The organism is Candidatus Paceibacterota bacterium (genome assembly GCA_035530615.1).
In the GTDB taxonomy this organism is placed as follows: Bacteria; Actinomycetota; Actinomycetes; order Nanopelagicales; family Nanopelagicaceae; genus QYPT01.
In genome coordinates this window covers 364,134-384,495 of the sequence record DATKUL010000002.1, presented here as the reverse complement: position 1 = coordinate 384,495, position 20,362 = coordinate 364,134, and the positions used below count along the sequence as shown (strand labels likewise).

At 50.7% G+C, this 20,362-nt stretch carries 19 protein-coding genes; 15 read left to right on the top strand and 4 right to left on the bottom strand.

Going from position 1 to position 20,362, the window contains the following annotated elements:
• The 3 genes from VMW30_04890 to VMW30_04880 are packed head-to-tail and all read left to right on the top strand — an operon-like array spanning nt 1 to nt 3,289.
• Nucleotides 1-825 carry an energy-coupling factor transporter transmembrane component T gene (locus VMW30_04890; protein ID HUW87698.1) on the top strand — a complete coding sequence of 275 codons (825 nt, stop codon included), beginning with the start codon at nt 1-3 and terminating at the stop codon, nt 823-825.
• On the top strand, nt 822-2,435 hold the full coding sequence (locus VMW30_04885; protein HUW87697.1) for an ATP-binding cassette domain-containing protein: 1,614 nt from the start codon (nt 822-824) through the stop codon (nt 2,433-2,435). Before VMW30_04890 ends, VMW30_04885 begins: the two co-directional genes overlap by 4 nt.
• Nucleotides 2,432-3,289: an ECF transporter S component gene (locus VMW30_04880; GenBank protein HUW87696.1), complete on the top strand. Its 858-nt coding sequence runs from the start codon at nt 2,432-2,434 to the stop codon at nt 3,287-3,289. The genes VMW30_04885 and VMW30_04880 overlap by 4 nt, the downstream gene beginning before the upstream one ends.
• Here the strand turns inward: VMW30_04880 and gcvT are convergent.
• Nucleotides 3,255-4,343, bottom strand: coding sequence for a glycine cleavage system aminomethyltransferase GcvT (gene gcvT / locus VMW30_04875; GenBank protein HUW87695.1), 1,089 nt, complete (start codon nt 4,341-4,343; stop codon nt 3,255-3,257). The genes VMW30_04880 and gcvT overlap by 35 nt on opposite strands.
• Before the next feature lie 85 nt (nt 4,344-4,428).
• Here gcvT and VMW30_04870 point away from each other — a divergent pair, with 85 nt between their 5' ends.
• From VMW30_04870 to VMW30_04855, 4 genes are all read left to right on the top strand, one after another.
• The gene (locus tag VMW30_04870) at nt 4,429-5,946 is read left to right on the top strand and encodes a leucyl aminopeptidase (protein ID HUW87694.1); all 1,518 of its coding nucleotides are present in this window, start codon (nt 4,429-4,431) and stop codon (nt 5,944-5,946) included.
• Between the two features lie 92 nt (nt 5,947-6,038).
• Complete coding sequence (gene lpdA / locus VMW30_04865) at nt 6,039-7,406, top strand: dihydrolipoyl dehydrogenase (protein HUW87693.1); 1,368 nt, start codon at nt 6,039-6,041, stop codon at nt 7,404-7,406.
• 45 nt (nt 7,407-7,451) lie between these two features.
• Entirely contained in the window at nt 7,452-9,143 is a 1,692-nt protein-coding gene (sucB, locus tag VMW30_04860) for a 2-oxoglutarate dehydrogenase, E2 component, dihydrolipoamide succinyltransferase (GenBank protein ID HUW87692.1), read from the top strand.
• Nucleotides 9,143-10,030, top strand: a complete 888-nt coding sequence (locus VMW30_04855) for a TIGR01777 family oxidoreductase (protein HUW87691.1) — start codon at nt 9,143-9,145, stop codon at nt 10,028-10,030. Before sucB ends, VMW30_04855 begins: the two co-directional genes overlap by 1 nt.
• An 11-nt stretch (nt 10,031-10,041) precedes the next feature.
• Here VMW30_04855 and VMW30_04850 read toward each other — a convergent pair whose 3' ends face one another.
• On the bottom strand, nt 10,042-12,249 hold the full coding sequence (locus tag VMW30_04850; protein ID HUW87690.1) for an MMPL family transporter: 2,208 nt from the start codon (nt 12,247-12,249) through the stop codon (nt 10,042-10,044).
• Nucleotides 12,250-12,344: 95 nt separating this feature from the next.
• On the opposite strand from VMW30_04850, the gene lipB reads away from it, so the two are divergent.
• Genes lipB through VMW30_04830 form a run of 4 tightly spaced genes read left to right on the top strand, consistent with a single transcriptional unit; the run spans nt 12,345 to nt 15,313 of the window.
• Entirely contained in the window at nt 12,345-13,001 is a 657-nt protein-coding gene (gene lipB, locus VMW30_04845; protein HUW87689.1) for a lipoyl(octanoyl) transferase LipB, read from the top strand.
• Nucleotides 12,998-13,930: a lipoyl synthase gene (lipA, locus tag VMW30_04840; GenBank protein HUW87688.1), complete on the top strand. Its 933-nt coding sequence runs from the start codon at nt 12,998-13,000 to the stop codon at nt 13,928-13,930. The genes lipB and lipA overlap by 4 nt, the downstream gene beginning before the upstream one ends.
• On the top strand, nt 13,923-14,624 hold the full coding sequence (locus tag VMW30_04835; GenBank protein HUW87687.1) for a lysophospholipid acyltransferase family protein: 702 nt from the start codon (nt 13,923-13,925) through the stop codon (nt 14,622-14,624). The genes lipA and VMW30_04835 overlap by 8 nt, the downstream gene beginning before the upstream one ends.
• A gap of 2 nt (nt 14,625-14,626) precedes the next feature.
• On the top strand, nt 14,627-15,313 hold the full coding sequence (locus tag VMW30_04830; protein ID HUW87686.1) for a DUF4191 domain-containing protein: 687 nt from the start codon (nt 14,627-14,629) through the stop codon (nt 15,311-15,313).
• Here VMW30_04830 and VMW30_04825 read toward each other — a convergent pair.
• Nucleotides 15,294-15,656, bottom strand: coding sequence for an RDD family protein (locus tag VMW30_04825; GenBank protein HUW87685.1), 363 nt, complete (start codon nt 15,654-15,656; stop codon nt 15,294-15,296). The genes VMW30_04830 and VMW30_04825 overlap by 20 nt on opposite strands.
• Nucleotides 15,657-15,833: 177 nt before the next feature.
• Here VMW30_04825 and glnA point away from each other — a divergent pair, with 177 nt between their 5' ends.
• Entirely contained in the window at nt 15,834-17,264 is a 1,431-nt protein-coding gene (glnA, locus tag VMW30_04820; protein HUW87684.1) for a type I glutamate--ammonia ligase, read from the top strand.
• Nucleotides 17,265-17,373: 109 nt separating this feature from the next.
• On the opposite strand, the gene VMW30_04815 is transcribed toward glnA, so the two are convergent.
• Nucleotides 17,374-17,613, bottom strand: coding sequence for a hypothetical protein (locus tag VMW30_04815; GenBank protein HUW87683.1), 240 nt, complete (start codon nt 17,611-17,613; stop codon nt 17,374-17,376).
• Between the two features lie 395 nt (nt 17,614-18,008).
• Between VMW30_04815 and VMW30_04810 the strand changes: the two genes are divergently transcribed.
• The 3 genes from VMW30_04810 to VMW30_04800 all read left to right on the top strand — a co-directional run bounded on the left by VMW30_04810 (nt 18,009) and on the right by VMW30_04800 (nt 20,330).
• Nucleotides 18,009-18,596 (top strand): class I SAM-dependent methyltransferase, encoded by a 588-nt coding sequence (locus VMW30_04810; protein ID HUW87682.1) that lies wholly within the window; start codon nt 18,009-18,011, stop codon nt 18,594-18,596.
• A gap of 167 nt (nt 18,597-18,763) precedes the next feature.
• Nucleotides 18,764-19,309: a GNAT family N-acetyltransferase gene (locus VMW30_04805; GenBank protein ID HUW87681.1), complete on the top strand. Its 546-nt coding sequence runs from the start codon at nt 18,764-18,766 to the stop codon at nt 19,307-19,309.
• Between the two features lie 211 nt (nt 19,310-19,520).
• Entirely contained in the window at nt 19,521-20,330 is an 810-nt protein-coding gene (locus tag VMW30_04800) for a hypothetical protein (GenBank protein ID HUW87680.1), read from the top strand.
• Nucleotides 20,331-20,362 lie beyond the last annotated feature (32 nt).

Sequence of the window (20,362 nt, the reverse complement as noted above, 5' to 3'; positions counted from 1 at the left end):
ATGGATCGTTCATTACACCCACTTGCATGGTGGATATGGGCTGGCGCCCTCGCTATTAGTGCGGCGCGTCAAAGTTCCGTTCTCATGTCCATCGCAATGGTGGGTGTAGTGGCGATCATTGTTCTCTTCAAATCGGAGGATGCCCCTTGGGCGCACAGCTTCAAATGGGCGCTCAAACTAGGGCTTTGGATCTTCGCAATTCGCACTCTCACTGGGATTCTCATTGGAGTCCCCATACCTGGACAAACGCTATTTTCGATCCCAGTCCTCCCCCTTCCTTCTTGGATGGCAGGGATTCGCATCGGAGGCAATGTCACACTCGAACGTTTATCCCTTACCGCTCATGAGGGAGTGATGTTGGCAACAATCGTGGCGTTGCTTGGTGCAGCCGCGTCGCTTTCAAGCCCGCACAGGTTACTTCGATCCTTGCCTATCATGATTTATGAATTTGGGGTTGCTGTCGTGATTGCCACTTCGTTGGTTCCGCAGCTTGTCACAAGCACGACGAGAATTCGAGAAGCACAACGATTGCGTGGCCAAGATATCCACGGCTTGAAGAGTTGGAAACGAGTCGCTCTTCCACTCCTTGAAGATTCTCTTTCGCGATCTCTCGACCTAGCGGCGGCAATGGATGCGCGCGGGTACGGTTTCAGTAAAAGGCGATCTCGCTATCGACCAAACTCATGGCATTTTAGAGAGACTCTCATCTGTTTGAGCGCAATTGCGGCGGTTGCTTGGCCCTCACTTGCATTGCCTGCATCGATTACAGCACTCGTGCTTGCACCTAATTTGAAGATAAGGCAAGAACTGGGTGTCCAACAATGATCTCCTTTACAAATGTCTCTCTTATATACCCAACGTCAACAAAAACAATTTTTGAAGATCTCAGTTTCACCATTAGTGAAGGTGAACTTGTGCTTGTTATGGGAGCGACAGGTTCTGGAAAATCATCCCTATTGCGCCTTATCAATGGGCTCATCCCCCACCACACAGGTGGAATTCTCGCGGGCGATATAAGTGTCAACGGTATTTCGACTAGAGAAGTAAAACCCGGCGGACTCGCGCATCTCATTGGAATCGTGGGACAAAATCCAATCAATGGATTTGTAACCGACAAAGTTGAGGAAGAACTTGCTTTTGGAATGGAAGCACTCAATTTGCCTCCCGACATCATGCGGAAAAGAGTGGAAGAAGTACTCGACCTTCTCAGTTTGGCTCACCTAAGAAATCGCTCTATTGCAACCCTCAGCGGAGGTGAGCAGCAAAGAGTTGCAATTGGAAGTGCTCTAGTCATGCACCCCAAGGTTTTGGTTCTTGACGAACCTACAAGCGCGCTTGATCCGATCGCTGCCGAAGAAGTGCTCTCAATTCTTCACCGGCTGGTTCAGGACCTCGGACTGACGGTGGTGATATCAGAGCATAAATTGGAGCGAGTCATCCAATTCGCAGACAGAATTCTCTACATAAAAGGTGGTGGCCAAGCGGAAATCGGAAGTCCTGAAACGATTCTACAAACTTCCGAAATTGCTCCACCAATTGTCCACCTTGCTCGTGCACTTGATCTACCCGCGATATCACTCACGGTACGTGACATGCGGCGATCGACAGAAGCATTGCGAAGAGATATTTCGATACCGAATACTCAATCTGATCAAATGCCTCACTCTGAAGTGATAAGTATCAGAGGGATTTCACTTTCGTATGCAAACACGAAGGCACTCGACAATATCTCGCTCTCAATCGGAGGGGGAGAGATCATCACAATCATGGGTCGAAACGGCGCCGGAAAGAGCACTCTCCTCAAAAGCATTGCTGGAATTCTTAAACCTACTCAAGGTCAGATATCCGTCCTCGGAAATGTTCCCTCTTCACTTCATGGCAAAGAACGGCGAATGTGTATCGGTTTCATTCCACAAGAGCCGAGTGACCTCCTATACGGCCAAAGTGTCCTAGGAGAGTGCGCAACGGCAGATCGAGATAACGAGATCGATAAGGGATCGACTTTTGAATTACTGAAGAGCCTAGTCCCAGGCATTTCCCCTAATACGCACCCACGAGATCTTTCAGAAGGACAGCGTCTGGCCCTCGCCTTGAGTGTTGTTCTCTCCTCAAATCCAAAAATTCTCATTCTCGATGAGCCGACGCGTGGGCTGGATTACAGTGCGAAGAATTCCCTTGTAGCAACGCTCAATGCCACCGCCTCTCGTGGATGCGCTGTCATTCTGGCAACTCACGACGTCGAACTCGTGGCAGAAGTAGCGACGAGAGTGGTCTTCATTGCAGATGGTGAAATTGTCGCGGACGGTCGCACAGTTGACGTTCTACTCTCGTCGCCGGCTTTTGCACCCCAAGTTGCCAAAATTATGTCGCCAGCGCCCTGGCTTACTGTAAAAAATGTTGTTGATGTTCTTGAGCTCTCGAAGCCCAACGAATGAGCACCACAGCGAATATCTACACGTTTAGATTTAGATCAGTTCTCGCACTTTCTGTAGCTTCGTTAGTGAGTCTTTATGGATTCCTCTGGCCATTCCTTCTTGATGCTCAATCCAGTTGGCATCACATCAATAATCAAATCTTCTTCTTCGCGGCGGTACCGCTTGCACTTGCTCTGCTGATTACCGAGATTAGCAACCAACGATTGGACGCCAAATCGGTGGCTCTACTTGGCGTGTTGGCAGCGCTCACTGCTGCTCTGCGACCGATGGGTGCCGGGGCTGCCGGAATCGAACCTATGTGGTTTATTTTGATCCTAGGTGCGCGGGTCTTTGGCGCCTCATTTGGATTTGTTCTGGGAATTCTCTCAATGTTCGTCTCGGCGATTCTCACGGGCGGTTTCGGTCCATGGCTCGCCTATCAAATGTTTGCGGCGGGTTGGATTGGATTGGCAGCAGGAGCACTCCCCAATCGATTCGGAAAACAATTGATCCGAGGACGAAGTGAAGTGCTTCTTTTGGTTGCATTTGGAGCAGTTGCAGCATTCACATTTGGCCTGCTTATGGACCTTCAGTTCTGGCCGTGGGCCTTAGGTGCTCAGACTCAGATTTCCTATTCTCCCACTGCAAGCGTTGGAACAAATTTCCACCATTTCATCATTTATCACTTCGCATCCGCGATGGCATGGGATGTTCCAAGAGCCATTCTCACCAGCATGCTTATGCTTTTGACCGCGCCAGCTGTCCTCTTTGCACTACGAAGAACGCAACGCAAGGCCGCTTTTGTTACCCCGATCGAATTCCAAAGTGCGAAAGAATTCGCTATCGCACGTGCGAAGGAACAAAAGGCACTTTGACGATTTCGACTTCGCAGTCTTTGCCGCGTACATCGATGCTGAGGCGATCGCCAAGAGAATGACCAGGTGCAATAAGTGCTAAAGCAATGCCATTCTTAAGAGTCGGGGAGAAAGTTCCACTCGTCACTTCGCCAATCTTTTCGCCAGCAGAGTTCTTCACTTCCATATGCGCACGCGGGATTCCCCGGCCAAGGCATTTCAGCCCAACGAGCCTACGAGCAGGACCATCCTCTTTTTCTTTGCGAAGAATGTCAGATCCAGTGAAGAGAGTTTTATTCCAACCGACAGCCCAATTGGCACTTGCTTGAACGGGAGTTATATCTAACGAGAGTTCGTGACCATGGAGTGGATAACCCATTTCCGTCCGCAATGTATCCCGAGCTCCGAGACCACAGACAACACCATCAAATGGCTTCATTGCATCGACAATTTCTACCCAGACTTTCTCTGCCTCATTCCACGTTGGTAAAATCTCGTATCCATGTTCGCCCGTATAACCCGTACGGCAGAGAATGACAGGTGCCCCAGCAATGGATGTGCGAGAAAAACTCATGTAGTCGATATCAGGGTTTACGCCAAGCGCACGGAGAACGTCAATTGAATTCGGGCCTTGCACTGCCAAGACGCCATATTCTTCGTGCAAATTTCTTATTTCCATCCCAGGGTGAGAGAACGCCTTAAGGCCTCCGACTACATCAGATGTATTGGAAGCGTTAGGAACCAGAAAAAAATCATCTGGACTATTTCTATAAACAATAAGGTCATCTATTACGCCTCCTGCCGCATTGCACATCATTGTGTATTGCGCTTCTCCATCAGCAATCCGATTGAGGTCATTGGTAAAAGCCGCGTTAAGAAAATCCAGTGCATCTTGCCCCTTCACTGACGCCTTGCCGAGATGGGACACATCGAAAAGCCCCACTCGCTCACGAACCGCGGTGTGCTCGGCCAAAGTACCGGTATCTGGATAATCGATTGGCATAAGCCAACCGCCAAAGTCGGCCATCTTGGCGTTTCGGGCGAGATGCTGGGCGTGCAAGGGTGAATGTTTCATGTTGTTAATCTATCGCCTAGGCTCACTTCTTGTAACGAAGTGCAGAGCGAACAGACCGAGTCTTCCGAGTATTAAGGAGTAATTCGTGGCAAAGGTGCGATTAATCGACGGAGCAGCCTCAACCGGTGTCCTCGTGGTGGGACTGACGCACGGTGAAGGAAAGAATCCCACACTTCACATTGAATCGGGTGACTTAGTTCTCGACACCAAGCCACTTCTCGCTACCCTTGCAGATCTAGGTGCAACTGGTAAAACCGATGAAATCATTCGACTTCCTGGCGCTTCTATCCGTCTACTTGTATTTACAGGACTCGGGAAGAAAGCCCAAAAATATCCGCATGAAGTACTGCGACGCGCCGCAGGTGCAGCCACTCGCGCCTTGGCCGGCAATGCGGAAGTCTCCTTTGCTCTGCCGGTGGCTGACGTTCACGCGGTAAACGCCATTGCTGAAGGTGCGGCCATTGCCGCGTACTCATTTGAGGAATTTCGTGGAAGCACTAAGGGCGACGCCCGAACACCTGTTACTTCGATCACAGTTCACACGACACTTGCGAATTCGCCACAAGCTAAGAACATTTCTAAACGCGCGATGATAACTGGCCAATACAACGCCCTGGTTCGCGACCTTGTGAATACGCCTCCGAGCCACCTCACTCCAATGTCATTTGTGGAACACATCAAAAAGGCAGTTGCAGATGCAGGTGGTGAAAAGGCAGGGCTTAAAATTACAGTTCTCAATGAAAAGCAACTGAAATCTCAGGGTTTCGGTGGCATCACCAGCGTTGGACAAGGCTCCTCCAACCCTCCGCGTTTACTGCACATCGCCTATAGCCCTAAGAAATCAAAAAAGAGGTACGCCTTCGTGGGAAAGGGAATCACCTTCGATACTGGGGGGCTCAACCTGAAAGCGGGACTGGGTATGGAAGCGATGAAATCAGATATGGCGGGCGCGGCTGCCGTCTGCGCGGCAACTCTCGCAATTGCCGCCCTAAAACTTCCGATTCACATTGACGCATGGGCGGCGCTGGCAGAGAACATGGTCAGCGATACGGCCACCCGCCCTGGTGACATCGTCACAATATACGGAGGGAAAACCGTCGAAGTGCTCAATCCCGATGCCGAAGGGCGACTGGTTCTAGCGGATTCGCTGGTTAAGGCGGTAGAAGTGGCCAATGCCGGTGGTTTAAAAAGAAAAAAATTGGACGGAATCATCGACGTGGCGACCTTAACCGGCGCACAACTCATCGCACTCGGCACACGTACCGGCGCCGTGATGACCAACGACGAGGGACTATCCACGCAATTCCTGCAGGCCGCTGGGGAGGCAGGCGATTCCCTCTGGCCCATGCCGCTACCTGAAGAACTTCGCGCATCCTTGGACTCGCCCGTCGCCGACATGGCAAATATCGGCGAGAAAATGGGTGGGATGCTGGTTGCGGGTCTTTTCCTGCGGGAGTTTATTCCCACAGACCTTCCCTGGCTTCACATTGATATTGCCGGGCCGTCCTACAACGTCCACGAGCCGCATGGTTACACCCCCAAAGGTGGGACCGGGATGCCTATGCGCTCATTAATCCGTTTTGCTGAGAACAATCTGGAGTAAAGGGATCCACTTCCAGGAGGGGAACCAAATCTCAAGTCGTGCTCAACGCCCAATGGCTGGCAGAATAGGCAAACCAATCTGAAGGGGTAGAAGTGTCTGAATTTGATCTGGTTGTGCTGGGCGGCGGTAGCGGTGGATATGCATGTGCTCTGAGAAGCGCACAGTTGGGCTACTCAGTAGCTCTCATCGAATCGGATAAATTAGGCGGTACGTGCCTGCATCGCGGATGTATCCCAACCAAGGCACTTCTTCACGCGGGCGAAATTGCCGACAACACCCGAGAAGCCATTCGCTATGGTGTCAACGCCCAATTCCAGTCCATTGACATGGATGGCGTGAATGCTTATAAGGATGGCGTCATCAACAAACTTCACAAAGGATTGCAAGGTCTCGTTAAGTCTCGAAACATAACTTTTGTACAGGGCCATGGACGACTCGTGTCGAAGAACACCGTAGAAGTTGATGGGGAGCAATATGTCGGCAAGAACGTCGTACTGGCTACCGGTTCCTACGCGCGTTCATTGCCTGGGCTCGATATTGATGGCAACAGAATTATCACGAGCGACCATGCGCTGACATTAAATTACGTCCCCTCTAACGTCATTGTTCTCGGAGGAGGCGTAATTGGATGTGAGTTTGCTTCACTCTGGAAGTCCTTTGGCGCTGAAGTACGAATTATTGAGGCGCTTCCCCACCTGGTTGCCCTGGAAGATGAATCTTCAAGCAAGCAACTTGAAAGAGCTTTCCGCAAGCGAGGAATTAATTTTGAATTAGGCGTTCGATTCCAATCGGCCGCGGTGACGGACGAAAACGTGACCGTGACTTTAGAGAACGGAAAAGAGTTTGTGGCCGACCTGCTCTTGGTAGCAGTCGGTCGCGGACCAGTTTCTGCCAATTTGGGTTATGAAGAGCAAGGCATTGCAATGGAACGCGGCTACATCACCGTTGATGACAAGTGCCGCACAAATGTTCCAGGAATCTGGGCAGTTGGAGATTTAATCCCAACTCTTCAATTGGCCCATGTTGGATTCGGCGAAGGAATTCTCGTGGCTGAAGAAATTGCCGGACTCAACCCCCGACCTATTAACTACGACGGAGTTCCACGTGTCACCTATTCAGACCCTGAAGTTGCTTCGGTCGGACTGACCACTGCGCAGGCCAAAGAGCGCGGTCACGATGTCATTGAGTTGACGTATGACCTTGCTGGAAACGGCAAAGCTCAAATTCTTGGAACCGCGGGTTCCATCAAACTCGTATCCGAGAAAGACGGCCCAGTTCTCGGTATTCACATGGTCGGTGCCCGCGTGGGAGAACTCCTCGCGGAAGCACAACTCATATTCAATTGGGAAGCCAGCGCCAAGGATGTCGCTGCGTTAATTCACGCGCATCCAACGTTGTCGGAGGCAATGGGTGAAGCGCACATGGCACTTGCCGGTAAACCGCTGCATGCGCACGGTTGAAATTATTAGCAAACTCATCGCAGTCACACTAAGGGGAGAACGTCAATGACATTTTCAGTAACGATGCCAGCTCTGGGCGAGAGTGTCACGGAAGGCACTGTCACGCGCTGGCTTAAGGCCGAGGGCGATCATGTCGCAGTTGATGAGGCACTCTTGGAAGTTTCCACCGACAAAGTCGATACCGAAATTCCTTCCCCCGTTGCCGGCATCCTCTCCAAAATAGTCGTTGGAATTGACCAAACAGTTCCAGTCGGCGCTGAACTCGCGATTATTGCGCAAAGCACAGAGGCCACTCCTTTTCCAGCAGCACCGGTTGTGCCCGCTGCATCCACAGCACCGGTTGTGCCCGCTGCATCCACAGTGCCCGCTGCGCCAGTTGTCGAAACTCCAATCGTTGCCACACCGGCACCTGTCTCCTCGAACTCGGGGACTGTCGTATCCATGCCAGCCCTCGGCGAATCAGTCTCTGAAGGAACCGTCACGCGCTGGCTTAAAAATGTGGGCGACCCGGTTGCGGTAGATGAGGCTCTCCTGGAAGTTTCTACCGACAAAGTTGATACGGAAATTCCCTCCCCCGTCGCAGGTGTTCTACTTGCTATTGATGTTCCCATTGATACAACAGTTCCAGTTGGAGCACGCCTCGCCCTCATTGGTTCCACACTCACTCCAGTTGCACCAGCACCAGTTGCACCAGCACCAGTTGCAACTTCCATTGCTTCTCCGATAGTTGCGCCCGTTGCCGTTGCGCCTACATCGACGCCGGCATCCCTCACTCCTGTTGTCGCCGAGGCCGATGCCTATGTCACTCCCCTCGTCCGCAAACTCGCTGCAGAACTCGGTGTCGACCTGGCAAAAGTTGCGGGTACTGGTGTGGGTGGCCGTATCCGTAAGGAAGATATTGAAGCCGCTGCGGTTCGCTTGGCGCCAGCGCCAGTTGCACCACCTGTCGCGACCGTCGCTCCTGTAACCCACGTAGCATCGGGTGCTAGTACAAAGATGCCGACTTCAGGAGGATCCCCTCTTCGGGGGCAGACCGTCACGATGTCTCGTCTGCGAAAAGTTATCGCCGCGCGCATGGTCGAATCACTTCATGTAAGTGCGCAACTCACAACGGTTATTGAAGTAGATGTCACCAAAATTGCCCGTTTGCGCGATCGCGCTAAGGCCAAGTTCGAAGAGCGTGAGGGAGTGAAACTCACATTCCTTCCATTCTTTGCCGTAGCCGTATGTGAAGCATTAAAGCAACATCCGGTTGTCAACTCATCGGTTGAAGGCGACCAGATCACGTATCACGCGGCCGAACATCTTGGTATCGCAGTAGACACCGAACGCGGGTTGCTGGTTCCGGTAATACGCGACGCAGGCAACCTCAACATGGGCGGAATCGCCCAGAAGATCTCAGATCTTGCAACTCGTACGCGCGATAACAAAGTCACTCCGGACGAACTCGGTGGCGGCACATTCACAATCACCAACACGGGTAGTCGCGGTGCGTTATTCGATACTCCGATTATCAACCAACCCCAGGTCGCGATTCTTGGTCTTGGTGCAATTGTGAAGCGACCAATGGTGGTCAAGGGCGAAGATGGTGGGGAAACAATCGCCATTCGCTCCATGGTTTATTTGGCCCTCTCTTACGATCACCGAGTTGTAGACGGCGCAGATGCAGCACGCTTCTTGGTGACACTGAAAGATCGTCTTGAAGGCGGATCATTTGAAACGGACCTTGGTTTGTAATGAACCCATTACAACGCATTGCCGTTACAGGATCCTCGGGTCTTATCGGAACTGCGATTGTGGGACATCTCAAATCAGAGGGGCATACAGTTCAACGTTTGGTGCGACGGCAGACCGTCGCGCCGGATGAAATCAGTTGGGATCCACAAGCAGGTACCGTGGATCTCGCGGCACTTGAAGGCGTCGATGCGGTCATCCATCTGGCAGGTGCTGGGGTCGGAGATAAAAGGTGGACTGCAAAATACAAAAGTGAGATCTTGAACTCGCGCCTACTTGGAACAACGACAATTGCACATGCAGTTGCAGCGGTAAAGCCAAAGGTATTCATTTCTTCCAGCGCAATGGGTTGGTACGGCGAAACAGGTAATCGAGCCATGACCGAAAGGGATCGCGCAGGGGATGATTTCCTTGCAGCCGTATGCCATGAGTGGGAGAACGCGGCAGATCTTGCCGGGGATGTTCGAACCGTAAAACTTCGAACGGGACTCGTCCTAGATCCAACTGGTGGTGCACTTGGAAGGATGATCCCGTTCTTTCGTTTCGGCATTGGCGGTCGGCTCGGATCAGGAAAACAGTGGTGGTCTTGGATAACTCTGCATGATGTGGTTCGCGCCGTCAGCTTCGCTTTGGAGAATCCAATATTGGGTCCGGTCAACATAACCGCACCCAATCCCGTGACCAATCAAGAATTCACTGCTGCCCTGGCACGCGCCCTGCATCGGCCAGCCGTTTTCCCAGTTCCTGCCATCGCCTTAAAAATTGCCTTTGGCGGATTCTCATCCGAGATGCTCGGATCAAAAAAGGTCATTCCGGAAGTTCTCACTGAGGCTGGATTTGCCTTCGATTATCCCCATATAGGGGCAGCACTTGCGGCTTTAGTGGAGTAAGTAATCACTTCCTAATCGCGGTGCTGGAGTTTTGAGGGCCACCAGACTTTGCCACCAATATCGTGTACAAGTGCCGGCACAAGTATCGATCGCACGATGATCGTATCGAGCAGGACTCCAAATCCAACCGCAAAACCTAATTCGGCAAGAAATACCAGTGGAAGTATCCCAAGTACGCCAAAGGTCGCCGCAAGCACGATACCGGCAGAGGTAATCACTCCACCTGTGACTGTCAATCCCTTGATTACTCCAGCGCGAGTTCCGATTCTTGCACTCTCTTCACGAACCCGAGTCATTAAGAAGATGTTGTAATCAATTCCAAGAGCAACCAGGAAAACAAAGGCGAAAAGCGGGAAAGAAGTGTCGGCTCCTGGAAAGTGGAAAATATTATGGAAGACCAATTGGCATACTCCCAAGGTTGCGGCATATGAGAGCACAACTGTGGCAAGTAGGAGTCCTGCTGCTACAAAGCTCCGCAGGAGGAATGTAAGGATGATTCCAATCAATATCAAAACCACCGGGATAATCAAGCGATTATCGTGGCGTGAAGCTTGATCAATGTCATAAGAAACTGCGCTGGATCCTCCCACAAGGATTGTCGGATCAATCTTATGAACAGCAGCTCGTATTACTGGTACCGATTCCCTTGCCTTCACAGAATCAGGAGCTTGGGTCAAAGTCGCATTGAGTACTACGAGTCCGCCGACAATCTTAATATCAGGTAGCGGCTGGCCCGGAATCGGAATTGAAGTGCGCATAGGCTCGACGCTGGCGACGCCATTTACAGATAAGAGAACTTTCGTCGTTTCCTGCATGAGCGATTCTTTAACAATGACTTCAGTTGGCTGCCCTTCCCCGCCGGGGAAGTGCTTGAGCAATAGATCCTGTCCAACAACAGATTCAGGCCGGGTGGTGAATGATTGCGATGTCGACAGACCATCTGCTTGCAAGGTTGTGGCAAATCCAGCAAGAACGAGAAGAAGTACTGCAGTGCTGATCCAAAGACGACGCGGTTGCTTGCTTACCTGCGCGCCCACTTTCGCCCACACTCCCGAAAGATTGGCATCCACATCATCAAAGCGTGGAATGCGTGGCCAAAAAATCCACCGCCCAAAAATCACCAATAGCGCCGGCAGTAGGGTCAATATCGTCAACATGGCCGCGACGACTCCTATCGCACCCACTGGTCCCAAGCCGCGGTTGCTGGAAAGTTCGCTCAAGAGCAGAACCAGCAGACTGATCGCCACTGTTGTTCCAGAGGCGAGAATTGGCTCAAAGATTCCTCGATAGGCAGCGCGCATCGCAACAAATCTTGATTCATGGTGGTGCAACTCTTCGCGGTAACGAGCAATCAGCAGCAGCGCATAATCAGTCGCCGCACCAAGAACCAGAATCGTGAGAATCCCTTGCGCTTGCCCATTCAAATCGATGATTTGGTTCTTCGCTAAAAGATAAACGATTCCCCCACCAGTGGAAAGTGCAAGTATCGCTGATGCCACCGGAAGGATCCAAAGTACGGGTGATCGATAGACAATAATAAGAATGAAAGAAACGACTCCAAGTGTCGTGAAAAGCAAACTTGAATCAATGCCGCCGAAGGCACCAAAAAGATCACTGAGCAGCGCGCCTATTCCCGTCACATGACTGACGAACCCGTTCTCGGCGGCCCACTTGTTCATATCATCGCGAATCGTTTTGATCATTGCTGTGATCACAGGTTGACCGTCTGGGAGGGTTGCAGTCGCCACCGTCATAGATACGGGCAGACTAAGAAGGATTGCCTTTCCATCCGGGGCAGGGAAAGCTTGCGGAGAAGCGCCCCCGGCAAAATACTGCGAAAGTTTGATTCCCGAGTCAACCGTGCCTTGGTACTTCTCTAAATAATTAATGTGCTTATTCGGCAGAGTAACAAGGTGCGCATTAATGGCTGCCAATTTGCTGGCATCAACATTTCCTTCCAACAGAACCAGGGTTGGAAGTTTGGAATTGTCCGCGACGGAGAATCGGGCGATCACTTGGGATGCCTTAGTTGACTCAGCGTTATCCGGTAAAAAGGATGAGTTGTTATTCTCTTGCACCGTGCTCAACTTGCTAAAAAGCGGGCCAAAGACACCGCTGGCTCCAAACCAGATGAAGATGACCAAGACTGCACTCCAGAAGGGGCGGCGAAATGCCTTTCTTGGAGATTTCGCCGGATGGACGGATGTGGTCTGGGACACGAATATGAGACCTTTCCTTCGCTGGTGGGGCCATTCTGCCATCTGCTTAGAATTTCAAGGAGATGAGAGTGCCAGCCTACCTTTAGGCTATGTGGGTGCCAGTTGAAGCAATCCTCACTAAATCGCCAATCGCGCTTTCTCGGAGCGGAATAATCGACTACGAAAAAGCGTGGCAAATTCAGCGAACCGTTCACGCGGAAGTCGCAGAAGGAAAACGCCCCAACACCTTGATGTTGCTGGAGCACCCGTCGGTCTTTACCGCCGGACGGCGCACTCTCGATGTTGAAAGACCAACTGACGGAACCCCCGTGATCGACGTCGACCGCGGCGGCAAAATCACTTGGCACGGACCTGGACAAATAGTCGGTTATCCCATTGTCCGGTTGGCAAAACGACATGATGTGGTGGGCTTCGTCCGTGAGATCGAGACCGCGCTCATTGATGTCTGCCTAGAGTTCGGCATACCAGCGCAGAGATATTGCGAACGTTCCGGGGTATGGCTACGGGACGAGAAGGGTGACCGGAAGATTGCAGCGATCGGCATCCGCTTCGCTAAAGGTGTCACCATGCACGGTTTTGCGCTCAATGTAAATCCGGACCTATCCTGGTTCGACCGGATCGTGCCATGCGGTCTCCCAGATGCGGACGTGACATCGATCTCCAAAGAATTGGCACGAGAAGTAACCGTTGAGGAAGTGGTACCCGTGGTCGAACGACACATCTATGAGGCATTGTTAAGGGTGAGCGCATGACATTGGCACCAGATGGAAGAAAATTACTTCGGATTGAAGCTCGCAACGCCGCAACGCCGATTGAACGAAAGCCTGAATGGATCAAGACACGGGCCAATATGGGACCTGAGTACACACGTCTTCGTTCCCTGGTTAAGGGCGAAGGGCTTCATACCGTCTGCCAAGAGGCAGCTTGTCCGAACATTTTTGAATGTTGGGAAGATCGCGAGGCAACTTTTCTCATTGGCGGCGAGCAGTGCACCCGACGGTGTGATTTCTGCAATATTGATACCGGCAAACCGCAACCACTCGATCGTGATGAGCCCCGTCGAGTAGCAGAGTCAGTGCAAAGAATGAATTTGGCATATGCGACGATTACTGGAGTCGCCCGCGATGACCTGGACGATGAAGGTGCCTGGCTCTACGCGGAGACAATTCGCCTCGTACATGAAGTCAATCCGGATTGTGGAGTTGAAATGCTTGCTCCAGATTTCAGCGGACACGCACACCTTCTCAATCAAGTCTTCGAAACCCGCCCGGAAGTTTTTGCTCATAATGTGGAAACGGTCCCCCGTATTTTCAAAAGGATCCGGCCTGCTTTTACTTATGAGCGGTCATTAAAAGTAATTACGATGGCTCGTGAATTCGGTCTTATTACCAAGTCAAATCTCATCCTCGGTTTGGGTGAAACTCGTGAAGAAGTGAGCCAGGCACTCCGTGATTTACATGATTCAGGGTGCGATCTGATCACTATTACACAGTATCTTCGACCAACTAATCGCCATCACCCGGTAGAACGATGGGTCAAACCAGAAGAGTTCGTGGAGCTCGCTGATGAAGCGAAAGAAATTGGGTTCCTGGGAGTTATGAGCGGTCCGCTGGTGCGCTCAAGTTACCGCGCAGGACGCCTCTACAAACAAGCCATGGAGGCGCGAGTCTCAAATGGCTGAGTTGGTTTACCCTCCTGTCATCACGATCGCCAAATTATTTTGGCGCTATCTGGGTTTGAAGCTGACGGTAACTGGTGAGGAAAATATTCCTAAAGAGGGTGGGGCGATTATCGCCATCAACCACGTCGGTTACCTTGACTTTGCCCTCGCCGGCACTGCATTGCTTCCTGCAAAGCGCTACGTGCGATTCATGGCAAAAAAGGAAATCTTCGATAACAAATTTGCTGGCCCTTTGATGCGCGGAATGCATCACATCAATGTTGACCGCAGTAGTGGATCGGCATCCTTTGTTGCAGCTTTGCGAGCACTTCGAGCCGGAGAGTTCGTCGGAATTTTTCCGGAAGGGACCATTTCTAAAAGTTTTGAGATCAAAGAGATGAAAACCGGCGTTGTGCGCCTTGCCATGGGTGCGAGTGTGCCGATAATCCCCGTCATTATTTGGGGTAGTCAGAGAATTTGGACCAAAGGTGTCCCGCGAAATTTGAAACGAAAACGCGTTCCAATCAGTATCTCTATTGGTACGCCAATCCATTTCACGAAGGATGACGACGTGGCGGCTGCGGAAATCGCCCTGCGGTCCACAATGATCGCGATGCTTCACGAAGTCCAGGAAGAATATCCAGATGGGCACACTGGACAGTGGTGGGCCCCGCTTCGCCTTGGTGGTACCGCACCTGCCCCACTAAACTCCTGACCATGTTCAATCGGAAGAAGTCAGCGAAAACCCCAAAGACCGCCAAAGAACCTCGTCTCAAAGCGGTTCGAGAGGCCTACGTCGTAACCAAGAGCGTTAAACCCTGGATAGGAATGGCACTCCTCGCCATCTTCTTAGTCATCTGGGTCATCGGTATTCTCCTCGGCTATATCTGGGGCCATCCGGTCTACGCGGGCTTTGTCTCACTTCCCTTGGCGATTCTCGGCGCACTCTTCTTCTTCACGCGCCAAGCCAGCACCGCCGCATACAAATCTATTGAAGGCCAAGTCGGAGCGGCTGCCAGCGTGCTCATGGCCATCCGAAAAGGTTGGACCACAACTCCGGCCGTGGCTGTAAATCGAAACCAGGACATGATTCACCGCAGTGTCGGCCGGCCCGGAATCGTGCTCGTAGGAGAAGGCGGGCCATCTGTGCGTCAACTTCTTAGCGATGAGCGGAAGAAGACCGAACGATTCGCACCCGGGGTTCCGATCTCCGAACTAATTGTCGGCGATAACGCAGGACAAGTGAAATTATCCAAGATTCAGAAGCACCTGAAGAAGATGCCCAAGAAATTGAGCCCGGCTCAACTACGTGAAGTGCGTAATCGCCTCAAAGCAGTGGGTGGCTTGGCGATGCCAATTCCCAAAGGACCTATGCCTAAGAATCTCAAGGTTCCAAAGCGGTAAGTACGGTTCCACTCGCTCGCTCATGAATTCCGCGACCATTTTCATCAAATGTCACAGCGGTAACAACCAGGCAGAGTAAAAAAGTACGGATAAGAGCCTGGGTTGGCGTGACCGCACCGCCATCGGAAAATCGGACGACTTTCATCCGCAGAATTCTCTGACCAGCCGACGCTCCCTGCAGGGAAGTCAGAACCCAGACTTCAATGAAGAAGATCCCAAGGGGTGCAAATTGGCTCCACCCCGGAGTTCGAGGAACGAACGCGCTGGCAATCGCCAAGCACATCAGCCAATCAATCAGCAGGGCAAAAATTCGACGCCAGAGGCCAACCCTTTTGAAATGCATCAGAGAAGAGTAACCCTCCAAACCCAGTTGTAGTCCTCGGATTCTGTAACATATCCGTAACACACGGGTCACGACCATTTCACGCCCTAGTTCTACCCTAACGCCAAGAGTTGGAGCTCAATGTGGAGCCAATCAGGTACCCCCGCGAACGCGGATATCGGTCTGTATGGGAGAAGCATGTTTAAGAATTCGGCAGAAGTATTTGCTTTCATTAAAAAAGAGGATGTCAAACTCGTTGATGTTCGTTTCATCGACTTGCCAGGTATCCAGCACCACTTCAATGTTCCAGTTGAATCATTTGACGAAGCTGTCTTCACCGACGGTTTGATGTTTGATGGTTCATCCATCCGTGGATTCCAAGCAATCCACGAGTCAGATATGAAACTCCTTCCAGTTCCTGAATCAGCATTCCTTGATCCATACCGCAAAGAGAAGACTCTGATTATTAACTTCTCTGTTCATAATCCAGCCGATGATTCGCCATACAGTCGTGATCCGCGCGGCATTGTTGCCAAAGCGGTTGATTTCATGCGCAGCACCGGTATCGCTGACACCGCGTTCTTCGCACCTGAAGCAGAGTTCTATGTCTTTGATGCGGTTCGTTTCTCAACCGGAATCAACGAATCATTCCACCACATTGATTCATACGAAGGCGCCTGGAACACCGGCATCGAAAAGGATGCCGATGGCACACCTAACCGCGGATATCGCACTCGTGTTAAGGGTGGATACTTCCCAGTCTCTCCAACAGATCAGTACGCAGATCTTCGCGATGAAATGGTCATGAAGCTCGGTGAAGTTGGTTTGCTCGTTGAACGCGCCCACCACGAAGTCGGTACGGCCGGTCAAATGGAAATCAACTACCGCTTCAGCGATATCTTGCATGCCGGCGATGACTTAATGAAGTTCAAGTACGTCATCAAGAACACCGCCTGGGCAGGTGGCAAGACCGCAACCTTCATGCCTAAACCACTCTTCGGTGACAACGGATCCGGCATGCACGTGCACCAATCACTCTGGAAAAACGGCGTGCCACTCTTCTTCGGTGATGGATATGGGGATCTTTCAGATATCGCACGTTGGTATGTCGGAGGTCTGTTGAAGCACGCACCATCTCTTCTCGCCTTCACCAACCCAACCGTCAACTCATATCGACGACTGGTTCCAGGATATGAAGCGCCGGTAAACCTCGTGTATTCCGCACGGAACCGCTCTGCTTGTATCCGTATCCCAATCACAGGATCGAATCCAAAAGCCAAGCGCATTGAATTCCGATGCCCAGACCCATCATCGAATCCATACCTAGCTTTCGCAGCAATGCTGATGGCAGGCCTGGATGGAATCATCAACAAAATCGAGCCACCACTTCCAGTTGACAAGGATCTCTACGAGCTAACAGGCGAAGAGGCCGCAGCTATCCCGCAAGTTCCGGGTTCCTTGGAAGCGGTTCTTAACAATCTCGAGAGAGACAATGAGTTCCTAACCCGTGGTGGAGTCTTCACGCAAGATCTCATCGACACTTGGATCCACTTCAAGCGAACTCAGGAAGTTGACTACGTGCAATTGCGACCACATCCAGCAGAGTTCGAGTTGTACTTCGACCTATAGGAATCTGTACTAAAAACCCCCATCAGAAATGGTGGGGGTTTTGTATTTCGGTTCGATCTCATCCTGTTGATCCGGAAGGATTCCGAGCGCCCGAAAATTACCTTTGGCTTTAAGCGATTTGATATCTGATTTTTATAGTTGAACTTTGTCCGCTCGGCGTTTTGTGCAATATCTCGTCTCCCGACTTCATGAGTGAGTACATGACACCGCACACCATAGGCATTCGATTGCGAAGGTTCAATTCACGTGCAATATCTCCCGAAACTAAGATGGAAGAATCCTCACCTCGTCCTCGTGAATCTTCAAATCTTCCAAGAATGTATTCTCGGATATCAGCGCTTCTGGTCATGGCCACTCCTTATCGTAGTTGCGATTCATTTATTGAAAGAGTAGTCCGCAATCTTTTCATTTGTATAGCCTTTTTTGTGTTACTAAATCTGTGTCACTAGATAGGTCACAAGATGTCCAGAATCGAAGCCGCCTAAAAAAACTTTCTAAACTTAATGATCTTGCGCGCCGCCATGCCTCTCGGGCGACCTTAAAGGAGAAGCAGCAAGTCAGAGCAAACTTCAGATTGATCCAAATTTCACTTCGACCTATAGGCCACTAATTATCTGACTTGCCAAAATGGCGAGACGTGATGGTTTCTATCAGGCTTCCTCGCACTTCCCGTCATTTACGATTGTTCGGCTTGTCTCTTCGTAGTGGAGCTAGTCTGTCTGGACGTTGCGATACGCTCCCGGAATGAGTGAGAATGAGTGGGATTCCTACGCCCCAACGTACGACAATGAACCTGATCACGGCTTGTCAGACCCGCTCATAAAGCAAAAATGGACCGAATTAATTGTCAGTCAGTTGCCAGGCAAGCCAATAAGAATTATTGATATGGGTGGTGGCACAGGAAGCATTACTGAGTTACTGGCCGACGCTGGTCATCACGTCACCTACGTTGATTCCTCTCCTGAAATGGCGAAATTAGCAAAAGAGAAATGTCAAAGGTTTGGTAACCAAATAGATTATTTCACCTGTTCAGTCAAAAATCTGGATAAAGCAATTTTGAATTCAAGGTTCGACGTCGTGTTCGGCAGACATATTTTGTGGGCAACGGAGAATCTCGTCAGCACTCTCCAGGCATGGCACTCCCTTTTGAGTGAACATGGCTATTTCGTTTTGGTTGAAGGCTTTTGGTCTACTGGAGCAGGAATTACTTCAGGAGTGCTTGAGAATGCCGTTAAGACGGAGATGGGTTCCGCCTCCACTTTCCCTTTGAATGATCCGATTTATTGGGGGAAGCAGATAGATGACGAAAGATACTTAATAGTCTCAAAATAGTTCACGCCTCGCCCTGGTGTGCCCCCGTTGTGCGCCGAAGACTAAAACAATTCAATTTGAGCGTGATTTACTAACGGTCACTTTTACTTCGACCTGTAAAACTTGCCCAAAGAGCCTCTCGAGAAATCGGGAGGCTCTTTCACTTTGGTCGCTAGAATTCCCGAACCATGAATGAGATCTCAATCAAGACGCCGCGACTCTTGTTGCGTCAGAGGGGTGATACCGATTTGCTATCACTGGCAGAGATGAATCTAGACCCAAAGGTTATGGAGTTCATTGGGCCCATAATCAGCGAATCAGAAAGTCGAGCCATGATTGAGAGGGCGAGAGGGAGTTGGCAAGAACTTGGCTACGGACGCTTCGCAGTGGAAATTTCCGAAACTTCAGAATTGATCGGCTTCATCGGGCTGGCACAATGCAAATTTGAGTCTCACTTCACCCCGGCAGTTGAAATCGGTTGGCGACTTGCTCAAAAGCATTGGGGTTTTGGGTATGCCACCGAAGGCGCCGATGCAGTGATGAGTTGGGCATTTGCGAACTGCGAAATAGATGAAATCGTTTCATTCTCTTCCGCCTCGAACCTGAGTTCCCGTCGGGTCATGGAAAAGCTAGAAATGCATAGGAGCGATACCGACGATTTCTTACATCCGAATCTGAAGCCCGGAGATCCCCTGCGACAGTGTGTTCTCTACAGGAAGCGAATCCCTCACTAATTGAACTCTCTCGTGCCCCTCAAGTGCTCCAAGAAACTTGAAAATGCATATGATGAAAATGCACACAATTCGGACATCATGTATTTTGCAGGTGCTTTGTTACAGGGAACGCACCTCTACGCGTTTGGTTCAACACTCCGGGAAGCAAAACGCCCGATTGGTCATTCTTCGCTTCCCGAAATTCTCAGGAACCTCCATGGGAGACTCCAGCATGACTCCTGAGGGAAAGAATAATGAGGGTTCGTATTCGCGAGATTTTATCAAGGCGAATTTTGGAGTCATCGCAACCCTCCTCTCTTTCGCGTTCATAGTGCTTCAACTTTTTATGATTTCTGAAAAAGATTACCCAACAACTCTTTTTCTGCTCGCCCATTCGGAAAAAATTCCCCTTCTAGTAGGTATTATGCTTCCCCTTTTGGCACCCCTCTTCATGTTCACGACGTGGGTGTTCTTTCGGATTTACTTTGTAGCCAATTTTAAAGGACGAAAACTTCACGATCAGGTTATCTTCTTTCTGGCTATCATAAGTGCCTTCCTTGCTGTTGAGATGGGCAATTGGCAAACTTGGCTACTTGTATCCGGGCTTTCTTACTTCATTCTGGATATCCATTTTCCAGCTTGGCTCTTTACGCGAAAGGGTCGAGCAGGGTGGCGACTTAAACCACCAGAAGAAAAGCACGTTTTTTATAGGGATGACATAGCTTGGAGTCCAGGATCTTATGTTGCAATAATTGCAATGGTTGCCCTCTATTCTTCCGGAAATTCCTGGCTTCCTAGCGAGTGTGTCACCCTCACAAACGGAAATAGAATCTCCGCATTCGTCCTTTCTATTGATGTCCGAAACACATACTTGATGGATCTTCCAGGACGTCACCCCCTTGTGTTGAAATCCGATGAAATAGAGGATCGTCAAGTTGATCCCACGAATTCCGAAGTCGCTTGCAAGAAACTAACCAAGAAAGACAGCAGGATTACCCCTGGTGCTCCGATTGTGTCCCCAACTCCTTCGACTGTGCCATAAGTGCAGGTCGGACAATTGCTTAGAGGTGATTA

What these genes read in the sequence shown, in the direction of transcription:
- VMW30_04810 (HUW87682.1), top strand. Translation starts at nt 18,009, where the DNA reads ATGAGTGAGAATGAGTGGGATTCCTACGCCCCAACGTACGACAATGAA.
- VMW30_04830 (HUW87686.1), top strand. Translation starts at nt 14,627, where the DNA reads ATGTTCAATCGGAAGAAGTCAGCGAAAACCCCAAAGACCGCCAAAGAA.
- VMW30_04815 (HUW87683.1), bottom strand. Translation starts at nt 17,613, where the DNA reads ATGACCAGAAGCGCTGATATCCGAGAATACATTCTTGGAAGATTTGAA.
- VMW30_04805 (HUW87681.1), top strand. Translation starts at nt 18,764, where the DNA reads ATGAATGAGATCTCAATCAAGACGCCGCGACTCTTGTTGCGTCAGAGG.
- sucB (HUW87692.1), top strand. Translation starts at nt 7,452, where the DNA reads ATGACATTTTCAGTAACGATGCCAGCTCTGGGCGAGAGTGTCACGGAA.
- VMW30_04800 (HUW87680.1), top strand. Translation starts at nt 19,521, where the DNA reads ATGACTCCTGAGGGAAAGAATAATGAGGGTTCGTATTCGCGAGATTTT.
- VMW30_04890 (HUW87698.1), top strand. Translation starts at nt 1, where the DNA reads ATGGATCGTTCATTACACCCACTTGCATGGTGGATATGGGCTGGCGCC.
- glnA (HUW87684.1), top strand. Translation starts at nt 15,834, where the DNA reads ATGTTTAAGAATTCGGCAGAAGTATTTGCTTTCATTAAAAAAGAGGAT.
- gcvT (HUW87695.1), bottom strand. Translation starts at nt 4,343, where the DNA reads ATGAAACATTCACCCTTGCACGCCCAGCATCTCGCCCGAAACGCCAAG.
- lipA (HUW87688.1), top strand. Translation starts at nt 12,998, where the DNA reads ATGACATTGGCACCAGATGGAAGAAAATTACTTCGGATTGAAGCTCGC.
- VMW30_04835 (HUW87687.1), top strand. Translation starts at nt 13,923, where the DNA reads ATGGCTGAGTTGGTTTACCCTCCTGTCATCACGATCGCCAAATTATTT.
- VMW30_04880 (HUW87696.1), top strand. Translation starts at nt 2,432, where the DNA reads ATGAGCACCACAGCGAATATCTACACGTTTAGATTTAGATCAGTTCTC.
- VMW30_04825 (HUW87685.1), bottom strand. Translation starts at nt 15,656, where the DNA reads ATGCATTTCAAAAGGGTTGGCCTCTGGCGTCGAATTTTTGCCCTGCTG.
- VMW30_04885 (HUW87697.1), top strand. Translation starts at nt 822, where the DNA reads ATGATCTCCTTTACAAATGTCTCTCTTATATACCCAACGTCAACAAAA.
- VMW30_04855 (HUW87691.1), top strand. Translation starts at nt 9,143, where the DNA reads ATGAACCCATTACAACGCATTGCCGTTACAGGATCCTCGGGTCTTATC.